The organism is Kordiimonas gwangyangensis DSM 19435 = JCM 12864, assembly GCF_000375545.1.
Classification (GTDB): Bacteria; Pseudomonadota; Alphaproteobacteria; order Sphingomonadales; family Kordiimonadaceae; genus Kordiimonas; species Kordiimonas gwangyangensis.
Genome location: NZ_AQXF01000006.1, coordinates 162,331 through 186,621 on the forward strand (window position 1 = coordinate 162,331; position 24,291 = coordinate 186,621).

Here is a 24,291-nt window from a genome sequence, read left to right on the forward strand (position 1 = left end):
CACGCAAGGCCGTACACTAGTCAACTGCACGTCTCGTTCAAGCGCAAAGGCGACCTGTTTCATGAGTTTTTCTTCGGGCTGTACGGAATTAAACTAATTTTAAATATTCCCTTGTGAATATGCCTGAAAGTTTAGCGATAAGGGCTTTATAGTGCGTAGATATTTTGCTGGTCTGACAATGGCCCTCGTGGTGGCCGTCTCCTTCGCCTTGCCCAGTCGTGGCGATGACGTGCCGGCAGACGCCCTGCGCCTGATCTACCTCTCTTCCTTGCCAGAAATTGTGCAACCCAAAGACAAGGCCGGGCTGGCAGAATTCGCCACGCTTTTGGCAAAGGAACGCGCGTCCGGGCGCGAGGTTTACTTTATTGACGGCGGCGCGTCGCTTGGTCCTTCCGTTCTCGGCGCACTGGATAACGGCGCCCATATGGTCGACATCCTGAATGCGCTTGCGCCAGAATTCATGGCGATCGGCAAAAAGGAATTTGCCTACGGCTATGACGAGATGGTGGTCAACGCGCTCGCCAGCGCCTTCCCGTTCGTGACATCAAACCTTGTAGACCGCCAAACGGGGCGCCAGATCGACGGCACCGACCCCTATTTCCTGCTTGAAGGTAACAACCTGACTGTCGGGTTCATTGCCCTCACGTCGGTGAACGCCATTGTTGAATATGGTGCCACGCAGGCGCATGCACTCGACATCACGGCAGTTGTCAAACAAACTACCGATGAACTACGCGAACTCGGCGCCCATGCTGTATTCCTGATGGCGGATACCGACTTTGATGACCTTGGAGAATTCCGGGCATCAGGAATCGTCGACGGTATTTTTTATACCCACAATTTTGGCAACCCACATTCGCTTGACCATCAGGGCGTTTTGCATACCGAAGGCCCTCTGGATGGTAAGGCAATCATTCTGGATATCTGGCAGGATGATACAGGCGCGCTTCAAACGGCCGCATCCTTCCCTTCACTGGCCAACTATGTGCCGGACGAGAACACAGCGCGCCTGATCGCGTCCTACAGGGACAGGCTTAGCGAACGCCTCAGCCCGCCAATCGCAACCATTTCCACTTCTTTTGACACACTGCGTCAAAACGTCAGAACCTCTGAGAACGCCTTCGGAAACTTCATCGCCGATGCCTTGCGCTACCACCTGAAAGCTGATGCTGTCCTCCTGAACAGCGGCGCCATTCGCGGAAACAGGTCCTACACAGCTGGCGAACAGCTGAGCCGCGGGGACATTCAGCGCGAACTGCCATTCGGCAACCGTACAGCGCTTTTGAAGTTGAAGGGTGCAGACCTAGTCTCGGCGCTTGAACACGGCCTTGATTGTGCGCGTAGCGCCGATGGGTGCGCGCTTCAGGTTTCGAACCTGACGGTAGAATTCGACTCCAGCGCACCAAAAGGCAATCGCGTGCAGCGCGTTCTCCTTGACACCAAAGCCGTTGACTCGTCGCAATATTATCTCGTGGGTGTTTCCGACTTCATGGCCGCAGGCAATGACGGATATTATATGCTGACAAACGCTGAACGGGTTGCCATTCGTCATACTAACAGGGCAATGTGGGACCTTGTTGCAGAACGGGCAGAAAAACTGGGCGAAATCGCGCCGAAAACCGAGGGTCGGCTGAAGGATATGAGCAAGAAAACCCAAGATGAGTGACGTAGCGTTCCGTAGTGGCAAAAAGCGTCGCCTTGGCTTCCGGGTCAAGGGTGTCATCACGCTTTTGCTTCTGCTGCTCGGCTTTGTATCTGCCCTCGCCTACACCTCACTGAGGCAGTTCACTGACCAGATCACACGCTTGTCTGAACAATCGCTGCCTGCCCTTTCCACCACTATGGAACTTACTGTCCTGCTTGAATCCGTGCTTCAAAACGCGGAACGGCTGATGATCGCCGACGTTCAAGCCGAACGTCGCATTGCATATGGTGCCACCAAAGACAGTATCGACGTGGGCACCACGCTGGTAAACGAGGGCCGGACAGTGGCCGCCACCAAGGACCTAAAGGCCATTCTTTCGGTGCTCTCCACTACCGCAGATGACCTCAATACGCTCATTGAAGAGAAAATCAATGCTGCCAACAAAGCGCGTTTTGAGAGAGAAGAATTCAATGCATGGGCTGTAGAGGGCCTGCGTACGTCTACCAACGATGGCTCCGAGTATCTGATGTGGGTGAATGATGTGCGGGCGCTTGTGCTGCAGTCTGCGTCGCTGAACCCTGGGAGCAATGCCCGTATGCAACGCCGCGATGTTCTTGCCATCAACCGCCGCCTCACGGCGCTTGAAAAAGACATTGCCTCTCTGCCCGCCCCCGTCCGCGGCCGCGCGAATAGTACCATCAGTGAACTCAAGGAACGCTTGCAAGGTGAAACCGGTCTGATCACAACCCTGAACAGCTTCAACCAATTGGAGCTGCGTTCAGAAGCACTGGCCCGGCAAATGCGTGTCATCGCTGGGGAGCTGTTGCGGGAAGCAAACAGTCTGTCGGCTACCGAAAGCTCGAACGCGCAGACATCAACCAATATACTTGTAGACCGCGCCGAACAGGAACTGACTTGGCTTATCCTTGCGGTGGCGGTGGCCGTGATGATTGCCGGCGGCAGTATCCTTTATATCGACCGCAAGGTGATCAGCCGCCTCTCTCGTCTGACAGACGCGGTGAATAGTCAGGCTTCCGGCCAGTCCGCCAGTATCCCGGTCGAAGACAATGACGAAATTACCGAAATTGCCTCAGCGGTACGTTATTTCGTCGACGAGATTGAAAAGCGCCAGAAACGGCTACGGCAAAGTGCGGAACAGGTGCGTGACGTCATCCGCCAATCGCCGCAAGCCATGTGCATCGTGGTCGGCAAAACGCTTCTCTTCCACAACGATGCCTTTGCCAAGCTGTGGAGTGATTTCAAGGACCGTGAACTGGTCCTGAACCTCATGCCGAGTGAGCATCTTGAGGATACTGACAATGTCATCAAGACCGTTCGCCATAAGGTGTCCTTTGACGGCCATGCTGACCGCTACTTTGATCTCGCGTCCACACTTGCTGACTGGGAAGGCAAACGCGCCCGTCAGTTCATCATGATTGAAGTGACCAATCAGGTGCACGTGGAAGAGACGTTGCTGGCCGCGCGGGAAAAGGCGGAGATGGCTGCAACGGCGAAGTCCTCCTTCCTCGCGATGATGAGCCACGAGATCCGCTCTCCCATGAACGGCATTATCTCCGTCGCCGAAATCCTGGAGCGCAGCAAACTTGGCAAGGATCAGCGGCAACTGGTGAATGTTATCAACCAGTCGGCCGAAACACTCCTGACTATTATTGATGACATCCTTGACCTGTCCAAGATCGAGGCTGGCAAACTCACGATCGATCATTTTGGTTTCAATTTGCATGACGTGATTGGCAGTGTCGCCGACCTCCTGCGCCCAACCTTTGACCAGAAGGCCCTGCCTCTCAAAGTCACGCTTGCGCCAAACCTTCCAACCAACGTTGTTGGGGACGCAAACAGGCTACGACAGATCCTTTTCAACCTTCTCGGTAACGCGGCCAAATTTACTGAAAGTGGCAGTGTGGAGATCGCCGCGAATCTGACCGGTTCACCAACCGCCTGGAAGCGAGAGGTCAGCATTTCGGTCACGGACAGCGGCATCGGCATCAGCGAAGCAGTGATGGAACGGTTATTCCAGCCCTTCGAGCAGGCGGATTCGTCTGTCGCCCGCCAGTATGGTGGCACCGGATTGGGGCTCACGATTTGTCGCCGTCTGGCGCAACTCATGAAAGGCGATATCTCTGTTAAGAGTGAGGTTGGGAAGGGCTCGGTATTTACCCTCACTTTGCCGTTCGAGCTGGCATCAAGCGATGCAGATGTAAGTACACAAAAGAGTAAAGCACTCCGCACACCCCGCGCCAGCAAAGTGCCCGCAAGCGAGGCTACAAAAACTAAAAGTGCCCCTGCTCAAGCGCGACACGTGCTCGTGGTGGAGGACAACCGCATCAACCAACTTGTGATTGGCAAGATCCTTAGCGAACTCTCCTGCAGCTTCGACACGGCAGATGACGGCCTGCTCGCCCTGGAGAAGATGGAAGGCGCGCGCTACGACATGATACTCACCGATCTGCGCATGCCCAATATGGATGGTTTTGCGCTTGCGCGCGCCATACGCGCCAAGGAAACAACTGGGCAGCGTATGCCTATCGTGGCTGTGTCAGCCGACGCGATGGAAGATGCGCGGGATTTGAGCACCCGCTCAGGCATTGATGCGTTCCTCACCAAGCCCATCAAGCTTGAAGAAATTCGCCAGTGCCTCGATACCTATATCGCCTGATCAGGCAATATAGGCCCGTGCACTGCAACCCTAATCGAAAACGACCTCATCATTCTCAATACGGATTCTCTCACCGTATTTTTCGGCAACTTTTGCTACGAACTCGGCGTGTTTGTTCTGGTGATTGCGCAGGAACCAATGGAAGTGAGATTTCAGGTATTCCTGCCTGACCTTGGCCCGCGCGAGATCATTGGGGATGCGAGACATCCGTGGGTCAATGCTGTCAAAACCACCAAAGGGCAGCGCAAGGCGGGCGCGCACTTGCGATACATAGTCTTCATTAATCTCAATGCCGATGGCGTTGCGATCAAGTTGCTGACAAACACGCAAGGTCGTGCCGCTGCCCGCGAACGGATCCAGTACCAAATCGCCTTCACTGCTGGATGCAAGCACCATCCGTTCAATCAAGCCCTCAGGCTTTTGGGTGGGGTGTGCTTGGCGGTTGGGGTTCGAATAGTGCACATGGGAAAATTCCCACACATCGCCAGGGTTTGCGCCGCGCATATTGTTACGCGCACGATAGTACTTCTGCGGCACACGCACAGCATCAAGGTTAAAAGTGTTCTGTACGCCTTTGGAGAACAGCAGGATATCATCATGACGCGGCGAAAAACCCTTCGTCTTGCCCATGCCCTGCGTGTAATGCCACACGATCCAGTTTTGGAAACGGTAGCCCATATCGCCTTCCAGACAGGCATAGAGGTAGGAGATAAACCGAAAGCCCATGAAGACATAGAGGCTACCACCCGGTTTGAGCACGCGGTCAGCTTCCCTCAGCCAGCTGTTGGTAAATGCGAGATAGTCAGCGTGGGCAAAACTGTCTGAGCCGGCACCATAGTCCTTGCCAAGGTTATAGGGTGGATCAGCAATAATGAGGTCGACCGAAGACGCCTGCATTCTTGCAAGCTCTGCCACCGCATCACCTAAAATCACAGATTGTGTTGTGGTCATACCCTCATCCGCCCAGTGTTAAGCACTTGACCGTAAGGGCATAACATCTTCCAGCCAAATTGAGGGACGAAAAATTACGCACGCAAGCGGCAGCATAGGAAAAAGTGGCGATCCCGCGAGGACTCGAACCCCGAACCTGCTGATTAGAAGTTTCATAGACCGCATGAGGAAAACTGGCGGTTTTCTCTATTATATCAATATAAATCAGCATTTTAAATGCTGCCATTTGGTAAACTAAGCAGTCATTTGTGACCGTTTTCAGCCATTAACTGTGACGCAGCAGTGACACAACTCCCATGCCTCGCGCCTTGCAGCTGCATCACGTCTTCAATGAAATCATGCGCCCCGTCCCACTTTCATCCGCGCCGCAAACAGAAGGATAGGTGTACAACTTAATGAATGGAATTTAGCAAGAAGGCTCAAGAGCAGGCGATGTACGCTGTTTGCACAGTCCAAGCTATTTCTCCGGGCATCAACGCCTTGACCTGATCGACCCAAAAAGTTAGCGAAAAAATGGAACGCTATTCTGCTTTCTGCCTCACTTTGTGATGGTAGGACATCGCAGGTTCGTGCTTCAGCATGTTGAGGATTTCCGCCCAAGATCCGTTATCAACTATCCGACGATAGTGTACTTCGTGAAGCTGCTGGGTCTCCCACTTCTCGATCAAAGTGATCTTGCAGTCGTCAGAATTGTTCACATAAACCTGCGCCTCAAGGAACCCCTCTTCACTTTGCATGCCAACATCAAGTGTCTGCATGATTTGCATGAATTGATCCAGGTGAGCGCGTTGCAGATCAAACTCGATTTTCAAAAAAACGGGCGTGTCTCCGATATCCATCGTGTCCGCCTTTGCACCATATGAAAAAAAACCAGCCAGCATCAGTGCCGACGCTACAATCATTCTTTGGACAGAACTCTGCCAATACATATCGCTACTCCGTGTCGCAAATCCTAAACGGCGCCTAATATCTCTCGTGTCGTGCTACCAAGATAGTGGACCAATGGTACATTTCTTGCCGCTTTTTGAGCGGCAAGATGTCTCCAGCGAAGGCAATGTCGGACTCTCTAGCATTGTTCATGACAAAATGATTGGTGAACTGCCGCTAGGGCACGGTTGTACTGGCTTAAACCACTCGAAAGACAAATCGGAAGTACAACCTTCTATCGTATTGACTTCGTACCTCTCCTAAATCTCTGAGACCTATTTGGGTTTTGATACCCTGTTGATTTCCTACAAAACCCATGCACTCTACTTATGTATGGCTGCAAGTAGGGGACCATGTCAGTGAACGCCCCTTAAAATGTAGCGATCTAGTTGGCGGGCCACGGCGCCGAGGGAACCTTGGGAAAGGTGTGGGAAATCCAAGGTTAAGGGGGAGCAGCGTATCGTGACCCGCCTGCGGCTCGGGCAAGCCGCAAACTGATGAGAGCCTGGTAATTTTACCTAAATTAGGAACCTGTCATTGGCGTAACAATCGCTCCCCAAAGAAGTATGAGAAATATGAACGCTGGGCATATATACCTGACCAGAAAGCGCCAAACTTGATATTGGGCATGAGAGAGCTGGCTCAGCTCTTCGCGACTGTCATTACGGGAGAGGACATATCCTACGAAAATCGATGTGAAAAGCGCCCCGGCGGGCATCAAGATATTGGTCGTCATAACGTCAAGGACATCAAACAATGTCTTGCCACTGAACAACGGCACCCATTCCAAAGGATACCAAGTATTCCAAAAGCCTTCGTCAGCGTCCAACGGCTGAATGCTGTACACGTTCGCGATACCGATAACAAAAATACCCGTTGCTGTTAGAGCAGCGCCCTTCTTCCTTCTAGTGCGCCGCTCTGTTGCCGAGAGCCCTTTGGCACCACCAAAATAAGCGACACATGCTTCAAAAAGTGAAATTGCAGAAGTAAATGCAGCGAAGAAGGCCATGAAAAAGAAAGCAATACTAACCACACCTCCGAATGCCATTTGATTAAACGCTATGGGTAATGTCACGAACATGAGGCCAGGTCCCTGACTTGGCTCCAGTCCAAAAGCAAAAACGATTGGAAAAATCGCAAGACCGGCGACAAGAGCCACACCTGTATCCGCAAATGCAATTAGACGCGCCGCTTTTGGAATATTTTGGTCACGTCCCACATATAACCCATAGGTGATCATGAGGGCAGCACCAAGGCCGACAGAGAAGAATGCTTGACCGACTGCAGAAATCAAGATTTGCCCATTGGCAAATTGATCTGCCAATTTGTCAAAGTCCGGAGCAAAGAGGAAATTGACGGCGGCGCTGGCGTCCCCCCGGAGAAGAGCCACGACCGTCAACAGAAGAAGTAGTACGAAAAAACCCGGCATCAAAAGATTCGTGGCTTTTTCGATACCGTCTTTGACACCACGACTAACCACCGCGCAGACCATCAAAATGAAAATTCCATGGCACAGGATCATCGTATTCGGAGAGCGTGAAAGATGGGAAAAACGTGCAACTACATTTTCAGCAGTCTCTCCTTCGAACGCGCCCCCTGACAGAGCTGACACCCCCTCCACGCCAACTCTCGCAAATAGGTTCTGAGAAATTTCTGCGCAATAATACAGTACCCAGCCTGCAATGATGGAATAGAAGGTCAGAATAAGGAATGAGGTAATCATGCCAATCCAAGCAATAGCCTCCCAATAGCGAGACCCTCTCCCTTTTCCTGTCAATGTGCGAAACGCCTCAACCGAAGACCCGCCGCCACGCCGACCTATGAAGAGCTCGGCTTTAAGAAGTGGCAGGGCAATCAACACAACAGACAGTAAATATACCAATACAAATGCTGCGCCTCCATTTTCCCCCGCCTGATACGGAAAGCGCCAAAGATTTGCTACGCCAACTGCCGACCCCACTCCTGCCAGAACAAAAGAAAGATTACTGGACCAGTTATTGTTATCACCACTCGAGGAACTACTCACTCTGACATACCTCTTCCTAAGAGCTGCTGGCCGCGATTACGCAGCCAAGGCCTTATTGACCTCTCTAGCGATGATGAGTTGCTGAATTTGAGAGGTGCCCTCAAATATGCGAAACAGGCGGACATCACGGTAAAAACGCTCAACCGGATATTCTGCCATATAACCAGCACCACCAAAGATCTGCACCGCGCGGTCAGCAACTTTTCCAACCATCTCTGTCGCAAACAGTTTGCAGCACGCAGCTTCGAGTGTGGTATTCTCTCCACGGTCCCGCTTACGTGCAGCATCAAGTACCATGCAGCGGGCGGCATATGCCTCGGTCTGAGAATCGGCTATCATCGCTTGCACAAGCTGAAATTCGGAAATCGGGCTGCCGAATTGTTTCCGGTCCTGACTGTACCGAACGGCTTCTTCAATGAGGCGAAACGCAGCCCCCACACATAGGGCTGCGATATGCAGGCGGCCTTTGTCCAGAACCTTCATTGCCGTGCGGAAGCCGTTACCCTCAAAGCCTCCAAGAAGAGCACTAGCGGGAACCCGACAATTCTCAAATACGACATCACAGGTAAGCGCCCCAGCCTGCCCCATCTTCTTATCGGACTTGCCGAGAACAATTCCGGGCGTTCCAGCCTCAACCAAAAAACAAGAGATACAATCTGCCCCACGCCCTTCTGAGGTCCGTGCCATTACGGTGAATAGGCCAGCAACCGAGGCATTTGTTATGTATCGCTTGGTTCCATTCAGAATATAATGGTCGCCGTCTTTAACCGCTTTTGTCTTAAGCGAAAGCGCGTCAGAACCTGCATCGGGTTCCGTCAGCGCAAAGGAACCGACGATCTCACCGGATGCAAGCCCGGGCAGATATTTCGTTTTCTGCTCCTCGGAGCCTGCCAATACGATTGCCTGCGAGCCGATACCAATATTGGTACCGACTGCAGACCTGAATGCAGGCGATGTTCGCCCAAGCTCAAAAACAACCCGAACTTCTTCTTCCATTGACAGTGCCAGCCCGCCGTATTCCTCCGGAATCGACAAGGAATAGAGACCGAGATCCCTCATCTCCTCCAAAATTTCCTTAGGGATACAATTGGTCTCTGCCAACTTCTCTTCGTTTGGAATCAAACGATCATCCACGAAGCGGCCAACGGTAGAAAGAAGTATATCGAGTGTTTCTGTATCAAGGGGCATGCTACCCAACCTTTCGTTATGAATTTTCGACCAGACCCAGAGCGATAAAATCAAAATACTCCGCAGCAAACGCCTCAGCCGATTTACTGCCGCCCGGTCTGAACCAACGCACCATCCAGTTCAGCATGGAAAGAATGGCGCGTGATGAAGTTGATATGTCCACATTCCGGAAACTGCCATTCCTGGCTCCTTCCACGAGAATGTTCCGCAGGATCGCCTCATAGCGATCCCGCAAAATGAGCGCTTCGTCTTTGTGAGCTGCATTCGACATTCCGCCGAAACCAATGAGCATCGTTACAAAGTCAGAATGGTTCTTCTCGAAGAAGCGCGCATGCGCCAACATGAAAGTGCGCAGCCGCTCTGCATCACCCTCTACATCTGAGAGAGCCTCTCTCACTGTAGATGTTAGCCCCATGAGTGCCCGAACGATGATCTCGTCGTAAATGTCCTGTTTGGACTTGAAATAATGATACACCCCAGCCTTAGACACGCCGATCGCTTCCGCAACCTCAGCTAACGTGCTAGTCTCAACCCCTCTCGACGCGAACAAAGCCGAAGCCTCATCAACAATTCGCGCCCTTGCATTTTCCACTGTGGGCGGCCTGCCCTGTCGCTTCTTCTTAATTTGAGCCATTTTCCACACCTTTCATAAATGACGACGCCAATATATACCGGCCAACCGGTAAGTAAATAGTTTTTTTCACCCGCCATAATCGGCTGACGAACAGGAAAGGCCCCAAATTATCGACCCTTAAGGCCCAAAAAATATGCTTGATGCAACGACAATCCCCCACATACCTTGAGCCTAATATGTCGAGAATTGTGCTCGACGAGTTAGATCCTCAAGATCTGGAGTATGAGATGGATTTACAAATAGATTCGGATGGCCAAACACCAAAACACCCCGGGCACAGGCATGTGCTCGTTCCTTGGTCTGTTCAGGGTAACCTGAACCCGCCAGAAATCGTCCGTGGCCAAGGGTCCTACTTCTTTGACTCATCCGGGAACAGATATCTGGATCTAACGAGTGGCTTTGTTGCTGTTTCGCTTGGCCATGGCCACCCTCACGTGATCAAGGCCATTCAGGAACAAGCCGAAAAACTATGTTGGGTCGCATCAAGCTACCATAATGACGTTAGGGCGAAATACGCCGAGAAAGTCTCCAAGATCTCGCCATGGAAAGAAGGTGCTCGTGTCCATTTTACAAGCGGCGGAGCGGAGGCAAATGATGACGCAATCAAGATTGCAAAACTCATCACGAAGCGGCCTAAAATTCTGTCAGCCTATCGTTCATACCACGGCAGTACGATTGGTGCGAGCGCCCTGACCGGAGTTGACCGCTGGCAGGATCCCTTCCCGGCAATGTCTGGCATTGTTCGATTTTTTGCCCCATATCCTTACCGCTCGCCGTTTGGCACAAATACGACGGAGATGGAAACGAAAGTCGCCCTGCAACATCTACGCACAGTCATATCTCATGAGGGCGCACAGAATATCGCAGCACTTATCCTCGAACCAATGACCGGGTCTAGTGGTGCTGTTATCTACCCCGACGGTTACCTGCAGGGACTAAGGGAAATTTGTGACCTTCACGGAATTCTCCTTATCTATGATGAGGTCATGACAGGCTTTGGCCGTGTCGGCAAAGCCTTCGCTGCCTCAAGGCTGGGAGTTGCGCCCGATATACTGACCTTTGCAAAAGGCGCCAGTTCCTCTTACACCCCCCTCGGGGGCGTTCTTGTGCGAGAAACTGTCGCGCAGCATTTCGATACAAACCTGTTCGATGTGGGACACACCCATGCAGGGCACGTTTTGGCAGTTGCCGGCGGCCTGGCTGCGCTTGAAGTTTACGAGGAAGAAAACCTCTTCGAGCGGGCCATCGAAATAGAAGGATGGCTCCGCTCCGGACTGGACCAACTAAAACAGAAACACGAAATTCTCGGCGATGTCCGTGGGCTCGGCGCCCTGTTTGGCATCGAACTGGTTAAGAACAAAGCATCTCGTGAACCGATCGTGGAATGGCACAGCGCCTCCAAATCACCCCTCATGCGCGCGTTCTTCGGTGAACTGATGAAACGTGGAGTTCATGCTTATGGACGCTACAATATGATGCTGATTGCGCCGCCCTTGACCATTTCGCCAGAAGAATTAGGCGAAGGGCTTGATGCGATTGATGCAGCATTAGCGGTAGTCACCGGCATGCTGGAATAACAGTGTGCCCATGAGACATTAGAGCAAAAAAGAGGTGGGAGATCCCACCTCTTTTTTGCTATAGCGACTGATATAATCTTAGTTGTTTTTCAAGGTCCGGACATCTAGGCTGCCACCCCAGTTTAGTACGGGCGTAGTTGCTCGAAATCACCTGATTGATGGTCAGCGCATCGGCAAAAAGACCAAGTCGATAGTAGCCGTCGCTCTTTTCAGTCTGCCTGATCGGCACATCCGCAATCGAGGCAATCAGGCTCATAATTTCTCCATATGAAACATTCTGCCCAGCAGATGCGTTCACAATACCTGCGCCACCTGATGTTTCAATGCACTTGAGGTATAGCTCAGCCAGATCTGCAACATGGACAAGACTCCACATGTTTTTGCCGTCGCCAAATATATCGACATAGCCTTTGCGGCGTGCGCTCCTCAAGAAGCCGAGCAGATATCCACCGTTTCCGTAAACCCAGGAAGGCCGGATAACAGAGACTTTGATACCGTGGCGCAGGCCAGCAAGGGCTTCACGCTCCAACACCTCCCGGCCTGCTACGAGAGAATGCACATTGTCTGTGCTGGCTGTTTCCGAAACCGGCTGTCGGCCCGTGTCACCATAAACAAGAGCGCCACTGGTATAAACCAATGCACCACGGCGCAACGCCAGTGCTTGCAAGATAACTTTTATAGCACGACATTCAGTCTCGAAAGCGCCTTCGCCGACCAGCGAGGCCGCATAGACAACAACATCGAACGTCGAAAGGCTTTTCGCTTGCACCGCCAGTTGCTCAACCTCACCTTCAAGTGACTGCAAGCCTCCCTGTTCCAGCTTTTCCAGCGCGGAGGCACTGCGACACAGGCCCCATACTTCGTACCCGGCCTGCTTAAGGCACTCCGCGACCGCCCCTCCGATAAAGCCGGTAGCACCGATTACAAGCGCTTTGCTTCCCGCATTCATCTAGGCGTTTTCCAGCAACATCGAAACACCTTGCCCGACCCCAACACACATTGAACATAGTGCTCTGCGTGCCTTGATGTTGCTCAGTTCGACCGCAGAAGTAAGCACCAGACGCGCGCCCGTCATACCAAGTGGGTGTCCAAGAGCGATGGCTCCGCCGTTTCGATTGACTCGTGGATCCTGGTCCGCCAATCCCCAAGCCCGGGTAATCGCGAGCGCCTGTGCAGCAAACGCCTCGTTCAGTTCAAATATATCGATCTGATCCATAGTAAGGCCTTGCCGCTTCATCAGTTTCTCTGTCGCCGGTATTGGACCAATACCCATGACCCTAGGAAGTACGCCTGCGCTGGCAAAGCCAGTTATACGGGCTATCGGTTCCAGGCCATATTTCTTAACAGCGGCCTCAGACGCCAAAAGCAACGCGCAAGCCCCGTCATTGACCCCCGACGAGTTTCCCGCGGTTACCGTACCGGCTTTTTTGAAAGCAGGCCGCAGCTTAGCAAGCGTATCGAGTGACGTATCAGGCCTTATGTGCTCGTCATCCTCGATGCAAGTTGTAGTTTTTCGTCCGGAAACTTCTACGGCAACAATCTCTTGCGCAAAGCGACCGCTCGCTCTTGCAGCCGCCGCCTTTTGCTGACTATGAGCGGCAAGGCGGTCCTGATCCTCACGCGAGATACCATATTCTTCGGCAACATTCTCCGCGGTGATACCCAAAGCATCGGTACCATACGCCTCGTCCATTCTGGGGTTTACGAACCGCCAGCCAATCGTGGTGTCTGCAATTTCGGCAGCTCTGGAGAATGCTGTCTCTGCTTTGGGTATTACAAGGGGCGCCCGCGACATGCTCTCGACGCCACCAGCTACCACTATATCTGCGTCACCACTCAAGACAATACGCGCAGCATACGCCACTGCATCAAGGCCGGACCCACATAGCCGATTAACGGTAACCGCGGGGACAGATGGTGAAAAACCGGCAAGAAGCGCAGCCATGCGAGCGACGTTTCTGTTGTCCTCACCGGCCTGGTTTGCGCAACCTAGCACAACCTCATCACAGTCGTCCCAGTTGACGGACTGGAATTTTTCCCGTAGTGCGCGCAACGGATACGCGGCGAGATCATCGGTCCGCAACGCGGACAGCGCACCCGCGTACCGACCAATCGGCGTTCTCACACCACCACAGATATAGACCCTTTGCATGACCTTGATTCCTTTCATGCCGCGTTCGACAAACTCATGCCCAGCTTCGCCCTTCGCTGCAGCCAAAGCACAGGACGGTATCTGGGATCCCCGGTGACGACTCTAAGCCCCTCCAGAGCCGCAACGATATGTTTCGGGCCCAGCATATCCCCCCACTTAAGGGGCCCCTGTGGATAGCCGAGCCCTAGCTCAACCGCCGTATCCAAATCCTGCGGACTGGCAATGCCGCGTTCGACAATACCAGCCGCAGTATTTACAATGGCGGAGAACATTCTTTGTGCGACATATGACGGACTGTCCTGAATACATACAACCTCGTCACCATTCGCTCTCAGGTGGGCTACGAGAACCTGTTGCAACGTGAGGTCGCTCGCTGGACTGGCCATCAAACAGATCAGTGAACGGTCGATCAAAGCCGGATCCATTGCGAATGTCTTATGCTTCGGCAGGCCCCGGTCGCATATTGTGTTGGTAAGATCTGAATGCCCGCTGTCTACCAGGATCATATCAGCGCTTGAAATGTCATCCGTAGTGGACAGACCTGCCTTCTCCGCTAGAAGGTCCAACGCTATAGTCCTTTTTGGAAACGCTAAATCGACATGAACGGTGATATCTGTGTCCAGGTGGTTTTGAGACACATTGTTGGGCGTGAGATCCTCCCGCTGGCCATCAAGGTACCGGTAGAAACCCTCTCCGGTTTTCCGGCCCAGCTTCCCTGCCAACTTTCGTTCAGTGGCGACGGCTGATGGTCGAAGCCGAGGCTCTTGATAAAACCCCTCATATATGGCCCGCATAGCGGGCTCCGAAACATCGAGCCCGGTCAAATCAAAAAGTTCAAACGGCCCCATTCGAAACCCGGCCGCTCGCATTATTCTGTCGATCGAAGCAGGGTCCGCCACCCCCTCCTCAAGAAGCCGAAGAGCCTCTGTTGAATATGCGCGACCAGCATGGTTGATAATAAACCCGGGGCTGTCCGCTGAGACCACCGGAGTATGCCCTATCGACCGCACAAAAGCGGTTAGGCGCTCGCCAGTTTTGTGGTCTCCCCCCAAAAGCGGAATGACCTCGGCAACTTTCATCAGCGGCACAGGGTTAAAGAAATGCAGCCCTGCGAAACGATTTTTTCGAGCCAATCGTTGCGCAATAGCACCAAGCGGCAAAGACGAAGTGTTGGACACGATAATCGCATCACTACCGACAACTGCCTCTACCGCGGCAAGAACTTGCTGTTTGACCTCAAGTATTTCCACGATGGCTTCGACCACGAGATCAACAGCCGAAAAGCTCTCCAGATTATCCGTCGGCTTGAGAAGGTCACACGCGCGCCCCCGGTCGTGATCCGACATTTTACCTTTTTCAACCAGTCGCTCAAATCGTGCAGCGATCCCGTCGCACGCCTCAAGGGCTTTGCCCGGCTGTGCGTCGAAAAGAAATGTTTCATAGCCAGCTGCCGCCACAACTTGGGCGATGCCCGCCCCCATGACGCCAGCGCCAATCACGCCTACGGTCCGGATAGTCTCAACCATGTCACTGTCCCTTGAATTCAGCAGTGCGTTTCTCGAAAAAGGCCGATATGCCCTCGACCTTGTCTTGGGTATCGAAGAGGAAAAACAGCTTTTCCCTTTCAATCTCCAGAGCCTCCTCAAGCGGAAGGTCTGCGGCGTTCAATACCACTTCCTTGATAGCGCATAGCGCCAGAGGGGGTCGTTTACATAGCTCGGCGGCAAGCTCCAAAGCTCGCATCAGTACCTGATTTGGAGGCACTGCTTCTGTCACTAGGCCGAGCTCCACTGCCTCATGACCGGTAATAAAATCGCCTGTCATGAGCAATTTGAGAGCCCTATATTTCCCAATAGCGCGAACAAGCCGTTGCGTGCCGCCAGCGCCTGGCAATATTCCCAGCTTCACTTCGGGGAATCCCAAGATCGCATTCTCCGCAGCAATGATAATATCGGCGTGTAGCGCCAGCTCACACCCACCACCGAGCGCGTAGCCCTCGACTGCCGCGATAAGCGGCTTCTGAAGAGCAGCCACGGGGCGCCAGAGAGCCGCAAAATCGAGAGCTCGCAAGCCCGCACCATCTGTATGAGCAAACTCAGCCAAATCAGCCCCGGCCGCAAAGGCTGCATGATCACCTGTAATGACCACAACCTTGCAGTTCCGGTCTGCATCGAGCACCTGACAATGCGCCGCCAACTCTCGTCGAAGGGCAAGCGACAACGCATTTCTTTGAGCTGGGCGATTGAGCTGGAGCACAACCGTTCCATCGCCAATGTCTTGGCGTAGAATTGAGGCGTTGATATCTGACATTAAACCAGCTTCCGCTCACGTAAGAACCGGGTATCTGCCTGTATGGCAAGAATGGATTCCGGATTCTCGAGGGAGGACAGGTCTCCAATCGGGTCACCGACGACACAATTCCGAACAAGTCGCCTCAGAATTTTACCATTTCGCGTTCTCGGAAGGTCTCTGGTAACCACGACAGCTTTTGGTCGAAGACCGGGCCCAAGTTTGGCCGCAACATACTCCTTGACGCGCTCCGCAAACACCTCGCCATCATCTGGCTGACATGTCGGAACCACAAGTAGCACCACCGCCTGTCCGGATTTTGGATCGGGCACGCCAATGGCAGCTGCCATTGAAACACCTCCACTGACGGCAGCCTCTTCAATTTCCGAAGGCCCGACGCGGCGGCCGGAAATTTTCAAGACATCATCTGCACGGCCGCACAAATCCCACCCAGTCTCATTCTGAATGGCCAAATCACCATGAAACCAGACGCCCTCAAATTGAGACCAGTAGGTATCAGTATATTTTTTATCGTCCTGCCATAACCCGCGTGTCATTCCCAACATCGGGCGCCGAATGACCAGCGCACCGACTTCATCTCGAACAGCCTCACCAGCATCATTGAAAACTGCAATATCAACATCAGTCATGACTGCATTGAAACCCTGAGGATATATCGGCCTATGCACCACGTTGGACAACAGGCCGCCCGATACTTCGGTTCCACCGGTATAGTTGATAACTGGTGTGTCCCCGTGGCCAAGCTCAGACGCATACCACTGAAAAGTGCTTGCATCGATGACTTCGCCTGCCGTCATCAAGGTGCGGAACCGCGGGCTTGCCCCCTTTGGGAGTTCTGGAAATTGCGAGGACATAAGCCTCAACATTGTAGGAGATGATCCGTAGTGGGTGACGCCTGCACGCTTCGCGATCTCAAGCAAAGCCAAGGCATCCGGGTTTGTGGGCCCACCATCATAAAGAACCAGAGTTCCACCTAACATAAGGGGGCCACAAATTCCCATCGGGCCGATCATCCAACCCATATCCGAGTACCAGAAAAAACGATCTCCCTCATGAAAATCAAACTGATAGGCGACATCATGGGCTATGCGGACAGGAAACCCGCCATGAGTATGAACTGTTCCTTTTGGTTTGCCAGAGGTGCCCGACGTGTAAATAATCATCCAGGGGTGTCCGGCTTCGAACGCGGGCGCAGGCGGCAATTCGTCGTTACCAGGAACATCTGCCCAATAACACCGACTGTCTGTTTCACACGCCCACCCTGAGGGACGAATATCTCCCAAGCGTTCGACAAGAACCAGCTTTTCGATTGAGGAGCATGCTGCGGCAGCCTGTTCGGCTATTGCCGTTACCCCAACCCGCTTACCATTCCGTATAAATCCATCGCAGCAGATCAGAAACCGTGCTCCACTCGCGGAAACTCGCGATGTTACAGGTTCCACACCAAAACCCGAATAGAGCGGAACGACAATCGCGCCCCAACGCGCGACCGCAAGCGTAATGAAAACAGCATCGGCACAATTGGGGAGCAAAACAGCTACCCGGTCTCCGGGCTTTACACCCAAGGCCTGCAACTTGGCCCCCGCCTTCTCGACCTCAGACCTGAGATCTGATCGGGAATACTCTGCAACGTCCCCATTCTCCGCGTAACAAAGAAGAGCCACAGCATCATCCGAAACAGCTGCTCTACCCCCAGAAAGTACCGTATCTGTATAATTCAGACGCCCGTCCGGAAACCACGAAGGCCAGGCCACACCATAGGAAGAATCTAGTACGGCGCTGAATGGATGGCGGAACTCGATTCCAAGATCAACGACAACGCTTCGCCAATATTCATCGTGACTTTGCAGAGCATATGTCCTCAATCCGTCATAAGAGGAAACACCAACGCTCTGCATAAGGCGGTATAGGCAACTCTCCTTGATACGAACATCTGTCGGATACCAAACAGGCTCTTGCACGTTGGCCTCCTACTTATCGTATTTTCGGAAACGGGAGTAGTCAGGCGCTCGCTTCTCACGGAACGCCGCGTGCCCCTCTTCGGCCTCGCCGCCTTGATAATACATTTTCAATCCGGCAAAGGAGAGTTGCGTGATGCCCGCGATATGCTCTGAATCTGCATTCAGCGAATATTTGATCATCTTGAGAGACGTCGGGCTGAGCGCGAGTACGTCATTCGCCCATTCCCTAGCCTCTTCCATCAACCGGTCGGCTGGCACCACCGCATTGATCAACCCCATATCAAGAGCTTCATGCGCCGAATAGGTTTTGCAGCGCATCCATATTTCACGCGCTTTCCGCTCCCCCACGAGCCGAGCTAGATATGCCGTACCGAAACCCGCATCAAAACTGCCATATTTAGGTCCCACCTGACCAAACTTGGCGGTATCAGACGCGATGGACATGTCACAGACCACCTGCAAAACATTGCCACCCCCGATTGCGTAACCGTTGACCGCTGCGATGACAGGTTGAGGCAGGGAGCGCATAAGACTGTGCAACCGCTCAACTTCAAGGCCGATACCTGTCCAGGATGCGCCCTCGTAGCCACTGCCTACTGTAAAGTCTTTTACATCACCACCTGTACAAAATGCGCGATCGCCAGCGCCGGTGAGGATGACCACACCAATATCCGCCCTACCCGACAAGGAAGCAAAGACTTCGTTCAGTTCCTGGATTGTCTTCTGCCGGAAAGCATTCATACGCTCAGGCCTGTTTAATGTAATTGTTACGAGCGCACCAACTTCTTCAACAAGAATATCTTCCATCACAGCCTCCATTTTTGCTGATCATTTTTTGCTTGCCGCATTTACTTACCGTCTGGCCGGTAAGTCAAGAGATTTTTAAAATCCCCATGGTCATCGCGACCGTTTAAGCCTCGCTACACCTTACTCCACACGTCTTTCCCCATCGCCTTCGCCATGGACAGACAGTGGTTTACCGAGCAATCCAACACCCAATCACGCACCGAAGACATGCCTTGCTTGGCCAACCCCGTCTCAGCGTAAACGAGATTGAAATCATATGGTCCTCGAATCCATTGCCCAAACGGCGCCACAAGTCGCCCATCAAGCAAATCGTCTGTAACCAAAGCCAGATTTCCAAGCGCGATACCTTGCCCCGCAATCGCAGCCTGAATACTCAGATAGGTGTGGGAGAACCACAGGTGCTCGGATCCTAGCTCAGCCGGCAGCGCGAGCCTCTCGCACCACCCCTCCCACAAAACCTGATCCGGCGTGCGATACCAAGGCTCATCATGCAAAAGGGTGCAGCTAGCGAGATCTTCGACGCTCGAAAGCCCCTTTTCGCTTACATAGCTCGCACTGCAAACAGGAGCCCACCATTCAGGCATGATAACGTCATGCGCAAGCCCCGCCCACGGACCTGCTCCCTCACGCACTTCAAGATCAATACTTTCCCGCTCAAAGTCGGCAAACTCCGGCGTTGCCTGAACTCGGAACTTTGTATCCGGCGCGGCCTTGTACAGGCTTCCCAATATTGGCAGCAACCATTTGGTCACCAGAGAAGGCATCGCAGAAATATTGACAACACTTGAGGTCATTTGCCGAGCCAACTCATCGCTCGCGACCGAGATCCCCCCCAACAACTGCCTTATGTTCTCAGCAAACTCTTCGGTTTCAGGTATCGCTGTAATACCACGCGCATGCCGACGAAAGAGTTCAAACCCGAACCACTCCTCAAGTTTCGTCACCTGATGGGCAACAGCGTTCGGCGTTAAATTCAATATCGATCCTGCACGAGCAAACCCTCCAGCACGGACCACAGCCTCCAGCACCCGCAACGCCTCAAGCGGAGGAAGCTTCTTGTTACCCTTGGGCCATTGGCTCAATTTCATTGACTCTTAGCCTCTAAAATTCGCGTTTGTGCAGCGTATTACCGCGATAATACCCTATTAAGGCTCAAAAAAAAATACCCTTATTAAAGAGCTATAGCACCTTTCGCCCTTAATTCCTTTCAGCTGTTCCGACAGGAATGAGCGGCAAGGTCGCTGCCAATAAAACATGCACCTGGGGACGGTGCGCACATGTCAACATTTACGGAGTTTATTTTATATGTACCCCACTATCAGAAGCACCTTGACCCTGTCGCTATCGGTCTCGGCGCTGCTCACGTGCCCCTCTGTTTACGCCGAAGATACAGATACCAAACCTTCAGATACCATTGCCTTCGAGGAAGTGGTTGTGACGGGGACTCGCGTTACAGGCCTGAAGCCGAGCGAGACTGTTTCGCCTGTCGATGTTTTCGGATCGGAACGACTTGGCAATCAAGCAGGCTTTGACCTGACGGACGGCCTGGCTACTCTGTCTCCCGCATTTAACACGCAACGCTTTCCAATCGCAGACGGCACAGCCTTCATACGTCCTGCCAATTTGCGCAACCTAGCACCGGATCAGACCCTTGTATTGGTCAATGGCAAGCGTCGTCATCGCTCGGCCCTCATCAACCTACAAGTTGAACCTTTTGGTACAATCAATCAGGGGTCGCAGGCCGTAGATTTTGGCTTGATACCTTCAAGCATCATTCAGCGCGTTGAAGTCCTGCGAGACGGCGCCTCTGCCCAATATGGCTCAGATGCGATCGCAGGTGTAATCAACATCATTCTGGACAAGAACTTCGAGGGCATCTCTCTGACAGGACAGTATGGTGAATATTACCGTGGTGACGGTGAGAACTTCAGGCTGGCTGGCAAATTTGGCACGTCTTTCGGCACCTCAACCTCACTAAACGTGGCCGCTGAATACATTAGCTCCAGCGTCAGCTCCAATGGTAGCGCGCGCCCCGATGCAGAAATCATTGCAGCTGCGATCGGTGCCGAAAATGTACCATTTAATGGACTTGGTCAGCGCTGGGGCGATCCGGACACTGAAGGCGTGCGCTTGTTTGCAAACGGGGAAACTGAGCTCACGGACGCCATAACAGCATATGCTTTTGGAAGCTACGCCAATCAGGACAACTACTCCGGCTTCTTTCTTCGCACGCCCTATGGCATCGACGGAGTAGCGCCCCGCACAACCCTATGTGATTGCGATGCCGGCGGAAATCCGCTCGATACCAGCCAAAACATCGTAGACGCAATTCTTGCTGACGGCCTAAACCCGGACGACTACCTCACGGCCGATCCAAACAGTTCTTCCGGCTACGTCTCACTCAACCCCATCCATGTACTCTTCCCTGGCGGGTATAATCCAACATTTGGTGCGAAAGTTAAGGACTTTGATACGTCCGTAGGTGTGCGCGGCGATGTGGGGGATGCGTTCAATTGGGACATCAGTGGCCGTATCGCAGAGAGCAGCGTGGACTACTTTATGGACAATACCATCAATCCAAGTCTAGGGCGTCTTTCCCCCACAAGCTTCAAACCCGGTAGCGTGGCCCAGAGAGAACTCGGCCTCAATGCAGATATGGTTTCCAGCGTTGATGTAGCTGCGCTTGCGAGCCCGTTGAATATAGCGTTTGGTGCAGAATATAGGCGCGAAACATATGAAATAACCGCTGGCGATAAAGCCTCTTACATCGCTGGCCCGACAGGTCAGATTTTCGGCGTGGGTAGCGACGGGTTCCAGGGCGACTCTCCGGATGCCGCCGGCGTTTTCAATAGCAGCAGCTATGCCTTCTACTTGGATCTGGAGACCGACCTCACATCCAACCTGACCGTGGCTGGTGCCTTGAGGTATGAGAATTTCGACAAGTTCGGTGATACCATTGACTGGAAAATATCGAGCCGGCTGCAGCTAAGCGAAAGTCTGGCACTCCGCGGAACGCTTAACACTGGCTTCCGTGCACCAACCCCAGGCCAGGCAAACACGCTCGACGTTACTACAAACACAGACAGCGACGGTAACCTTGTGCCACTCGGAACATTCCCGGTCGAACATCCGGCCGCAGTGGCCCTTGGCGCGCAACCACTCACCCCAGAGCAGTCATTCAACATCACGGCTGGCCTGGTTTTTACCGGCATCAAAAATACCACCATCACTGTCGATTACTATAATATCGACGTAAATGATCGGATTGCACTGCGTCCTATTACCATTGCCGACGGGTCATCGGAGCAACAGGCCCTGATAAATTCTGGCGTATTAAATGCCGAACAACTAGGGCTGGTAGCCTTCTTTTCGAATGCTTTTGATACCACCGCCCAAGGTATCGACGTTGCTGTAACCACCAATTTCACAGTCTCGGGTGATGACTATCTGGAACTGGATCTGCGGCACGCCTACAACAAGCAGTCCGTGGATGCAGTACAGCCAGGCACAATCGACGCTGAACGCGTCTTTGACCTAGAGAACCAGCTCCCCAATCATAGGACTGTCTTTACAGCGACCTATCGGCCCACAGCCAGCTTGTCCGGCCTGTTCCGTTTCAGTCGCTACAGTGGCTGGAAGGATTCGTCATTTGGTGAACAGGCCGAGTTCGGCTCAGAAGTCTTCCTGGATATCGAAATGACCTATGACGTATCTGAAACCCTTCAGCTGTCAGCTGGCGCACGCAACATCACCAACAACAAAGCTGACGAGGAAACCAATAGCGTTCTGCGCTTCCTCGGGGCAACGGCACCAATTTCAGCTCCATTCAATGTGAACGGAGGTTCCTGGTACCTGCGAGCCCAGTACACATTCTAAATCAAGGTCCCTACAGCAACTTAGAGCCAGCGAATTCTTGGAATTCACTGGCTCTCTTTTTTGCGCGTCCCCTCCGGGGGAGGGGACGATGAGAGACTATTTAGCGAAATACGGGTCGACTACCGCTTTAGAAGGAGCACGGGTTACCAAGCTCAAAAGAATGAGCACAGCGACATTTGCGAAAAGGCCAAACATCCCCTCATGCATCGGTACTGGCCGCATATCTGGCTGAGCCCAGAAAAAAACATTGACAGAAATACCGGCAATCAACCCTCCGATCACGCCAACACTCGTCGCACGGCGCCAGTAAAACGTGGCAAGCAGAACAGGCATTATCTGTGCCACCCCGCCAAAGGCTGCCCCAATAATCGCACCTAGCGATAACGTGGACACCGCCGCAAAGTAAAAGGAAATACCCGACACGACTATGATCGATGCGAGGATTGCCCTCCGCTCAACGGTGTCATTCATGGGTTTATTCCATGGCAGTTTCCGAACGCCGTCCCTGACAAAAATCGATGCGGTTGCATGCAGGATTGTATCGCCTGAGGACATAGAAGCCGCGAGCACCCCTGCGCTCAACAGCCCTACCACCAACGCTGGCAACCCGGCCTTGGTCAGCAAAAAAGGCACAATCGTATCTGGCTCAACCCCAGGAAATGCCAGAATAGCCGCAAATCCAATAAACATGATTGGGATCATAATGATCTGGAAGGTGGGATATAACACCAGAGTCTTTCTGAAGGAGCGATCGCTACCAGACGTGAATGCTTTCATAAAGATGTGCGGCCAGGAAGACATCCCCAAGCCTGATACGATGCACCAAGAACTGAAAGCCCACCAAGACCAGGGCTCCTGCCCACCTTTTTCCAGTCCCGGAGCTGTGAGCATATAACCTTTTCCACTCAGCACGAGGGCTTCAAACATTTCCGAAATCCCACCATAAAAATGGTGAGGGAAATACCAGCCAAGGAAAAGCGCGACAGCTATCATCAACCCCCCCTGCAAAGCATTGGTGAAGCCGACGCCGGACACGCCACTTACAAGAACATAGATCGTAACGATGCCGTAGCTAATGCCAGCTCCCACCCACTCAGGTATCTGGCCATTCGAGATGGTATTGAGAATGAAACCGGCACCCTTCATTTGGAGAACCATGTAAGGCACTAGAACGAGAACTGTCAGAGCAGCGAGAAGGACGGAAAGAGTCGTGCTGGAAAAACGATACCCGAGCATCTCTGCCTGTGTAATGAACCCCAGTCTGGCACCGACACGGCGCGCACGCGTCCCGAGAAAATAGAACGGAACGACCCCGATCATTGTCAGGATCACTATATAAAAGGATGCAGCGCCCCGCTCATATGCCCAGGACGGGGTGCCAAGAAAAGTGAACGAAGAAAAAATAGCCGCGCCAAGAATGAAATAAAGTAGCACGCTGTTTATACTATTGTCCGCCGCAACAAAGTTATTCACACTTTTCTTACTCGACAGCCCAGGAAGAACTCCGACAATCAGGCTCATCAGCAGGTAAGCGCCGCAAATGTATAAGGCCCAGTCCAT

17 protein-coding genes are annotated in these 24,291 nt (G+C 52.9%); 4 read left to right on the forward strand and 13 right to left on the reverse strand.

Annotation, left to right across the window (positions count from 1 at the left end):
* The first annotated feature begins 151 nt into the window (after positions 1–151).
* Together B150_RS0116980 and B150_RS22705 are read left to right on the forward strand one after the other, a co-directional pair.
* Positions 152–1,666, forward strand: a complete 1,515-nt coding sequence (locus tag B150_RS0116980; protein ID WP_155860118.1) for a bifunctional metallophosphatase/5'-nucleotidase — start codon at positions 152–154, stop codon at positions 1,664–1,666.
* Positions 1,659–4,322, forward strand: coding sequence for an ATP-binding protein (locus tag B150_RS22705; protein WP_020401147.1), 2,664 nt, complete (start codon positions 1,659–1,661; stop codon positions 4,320–4,322). The genes B150_RS0116980 and B150_RS22705 overlap by 8 nt, the downstream gene beginning before the upstream one ends.
* 30 nt (positions 4,323–4,352) lie before the next feature.
* Here B150_RS22705 and B150_RS0116990 read toward each other — a convergent pair whose 3' ends face one another.
* From B150_RS0116990 to B150_RS0117010, 5 genes are all read right to left on the reverse strand, one after another.
* Positions 4,353–5,273, reverse strand: coding sequence for a DNA-methyltransferase (locus B150_RS0116990; RefSeq protein ID WP_020401148.1), 921 nt, complete (start codon positions 5,271–5,273; stop codon positions 4,353–4,355).
* Between the two features lie 521 nt (positions 5,274–5,794).
* Positions 5,795–6,202 (reverse strand): putative quinol monooxygenase, encoded by a 408-nt coding sequence (locus B150_RS0116995; RefSeq protein WP_025896012.1) that lies wholly within the window; start codon positions 6,200–6,202, stop codon positions 5,795–5,797.
* A 521-nt stretch (positions 6,203–6,723) separates the two neighbouring features.
* Positions 6,724–8,226, reverse strand: coding sequence for a sodium-dependent transporter (locus B150_RS0117000; protein ID WP_026168458.1), 1,503 nt, complete (start codon positions 8,224–8,226; stop codon positions 6,724–6,726).
* A gap of 36 nt (positions 8,227–8,262) precedes the next feature.
* A complete protein-coding gene (locus tag B150_RS0117005; protein WP_020401151.1) occupies positions 8,263–9,414 on the reverse strand; it encodes an acyl-CoA dehydrogenase family protein in 1,152 nt (383 codons plus the stop codon).
* 16 nt (positions 9,415–9,430) lie between these two features.
* Positions 9,431–10,048 carry a TetR/AcrR family transcriptional regulator gene (locus tag B150_RS0117010; protein WP_020401152.1) on the reverse strand — a complete coding sequence of 206 codons (618 nt, stop codon included), beginning with the start codon at positions 10,046–10,048 and terminating at the stop codon, positions 9,431–9,433.
* Between the two features lie 227 nt (positions 10,049–10,275).
* Here B150_RS0117010 and B150_RS0117015 point away from each other — a divergent pair, with 227 nt between their 5' ends.
* Positions 10,276–11,625, forward strand: coding sequence for an aminotransferase class III-fold pyridoxal phosphate-dependent enzyme (locus B150_RS0117015; protein ID WP_025896011.1), 1,350 nt, complete (start codon positions 10,276–10,278; stop codon positions 11,623–11,625).
* Positions 11,626–11,683: 58 nt separating this feature from the next.
* Here B150_RS0117015 and B150_RS0117020 read toward each other — a convergent pair whose 3' ends face one another.
* The 7 genes from B150_RS0117020 to B150_RS21680 form a co-directional block, all read right to left on the reverse strand.
* Positions 11,684–12,574, reverse strand: a complete 891-nt coding sequence (locus tag B150_RS0117020) for an NAD-dependent epimerase/dehydratase family protein (protein ID WP_020401154.1) — start codon at positions 12,572–12,574, stop codon at positions 11,684–11,686.
* Positions 12,575–13,777: a 3-oxoadipyl-CoA thiolase gene (gene pcaF, locus B150_RS0117025; RefSeq protein ID WP_020401155.1), complete on the reverse strand. Its 1,203-nt coding sequence runs from the start codon at positions 13,775–13,777 to the stop codon at positions 12,575–12,577.
* Positions 13,778–13,791: 14 nt separating this feature from the next.
* The gene (locus B150_RS0117030) at positions 13,792–15,303 is read right to left on the reverse strand and encodes a 3-hydroxyacyl-CoA dehydrogenase (RefSeq protein ID WP_020401156.1); all 1,512 of its coding nucleotides are present in this window, start codon (positions 15,301–15,303) and stop codon (positions 13,792–13,794) included.
* Between the two features lies 1 nt (position 15,304).
* Positions 15,305–16,087: an enoyl-CoA hydratase-related protein gene (locus B150_RS0117035; RefSeq protein ID WP_020401157.1), complete on the reverse strand. Its 783-nt coding sequence runs from the start codon at positions 16,085–16,087 to the stop codon at positions 15,305–15,307.
* The gene (locus tag B150_RS0117040) at positions 16,087–18,048 is read right to left on the reverse strand and encodes an AMP-binding protein (RefSeq protein WP_026168461.1); all 1,962 of its coding nucleotides are present in this window, start codon (positions 18,046–18,048) and stop codon (positions 16,087–16,089) included. Before B150_RS0117040 ends, B150_RS0117035 begins: the two co-directional genes overlap by 1 nt.
* A 9-nt stretch (positions 18,049–18,057) precedes the next feature.
* On the reverse strand, positions 18,058–18,855 hold the full coding sequence (locus tag B150_RS0117045) for an enoyl-CoA hydratase-related protein (protein ID WP_202899301.1): 798 nt from the start codon (positions 18,853–18,855) through the stop codon (positions 18,058–18,060).
* Between the two features lie 113 nt (positions 18,856–18,968).
* Positions 18,969–19,943: a LysR substrate-binding domain-containing protein gene (locus B150_RS21680; RefSeq protein WP_020401160.1), complete on the reverse strand. Its 975-nt coding sequence runs from the start codon at positions 19,941–19,943 to the stop codon at positions 18,969–18,971.
* Positions 19,944–20,160: 217 nt separating this feature from the next.
* Between B150_RS21680 and B150_RS0117055 the strand changes: the two genes are divergently transcribed.
* Positions 20,161–22,731, forward strand: a complete 2,571-nt coding sequence (locus B150_RS0117055) for a TonB-dependent receptor plug domain-containing protein (protein ID WP_020401161.1) — start codon at positions 20,161–20,163, stop codon at positions 22,729–22,731.
* A gap of 96 nt (positions 22,732–22,827) precedes the next feature.
* Here the strand turns inward: B150_RS0117055 and B150_RS0117060 are convergent, their stop codons facing one another.
* Entirely contained in the window at positions 22,828–24,291 is a 1,464-nt protein-coding gene (locus B150_RS0117060; RefSeq protein WP_020401162.1) for a sodium:solute symporter family protein, read from the reverse strand.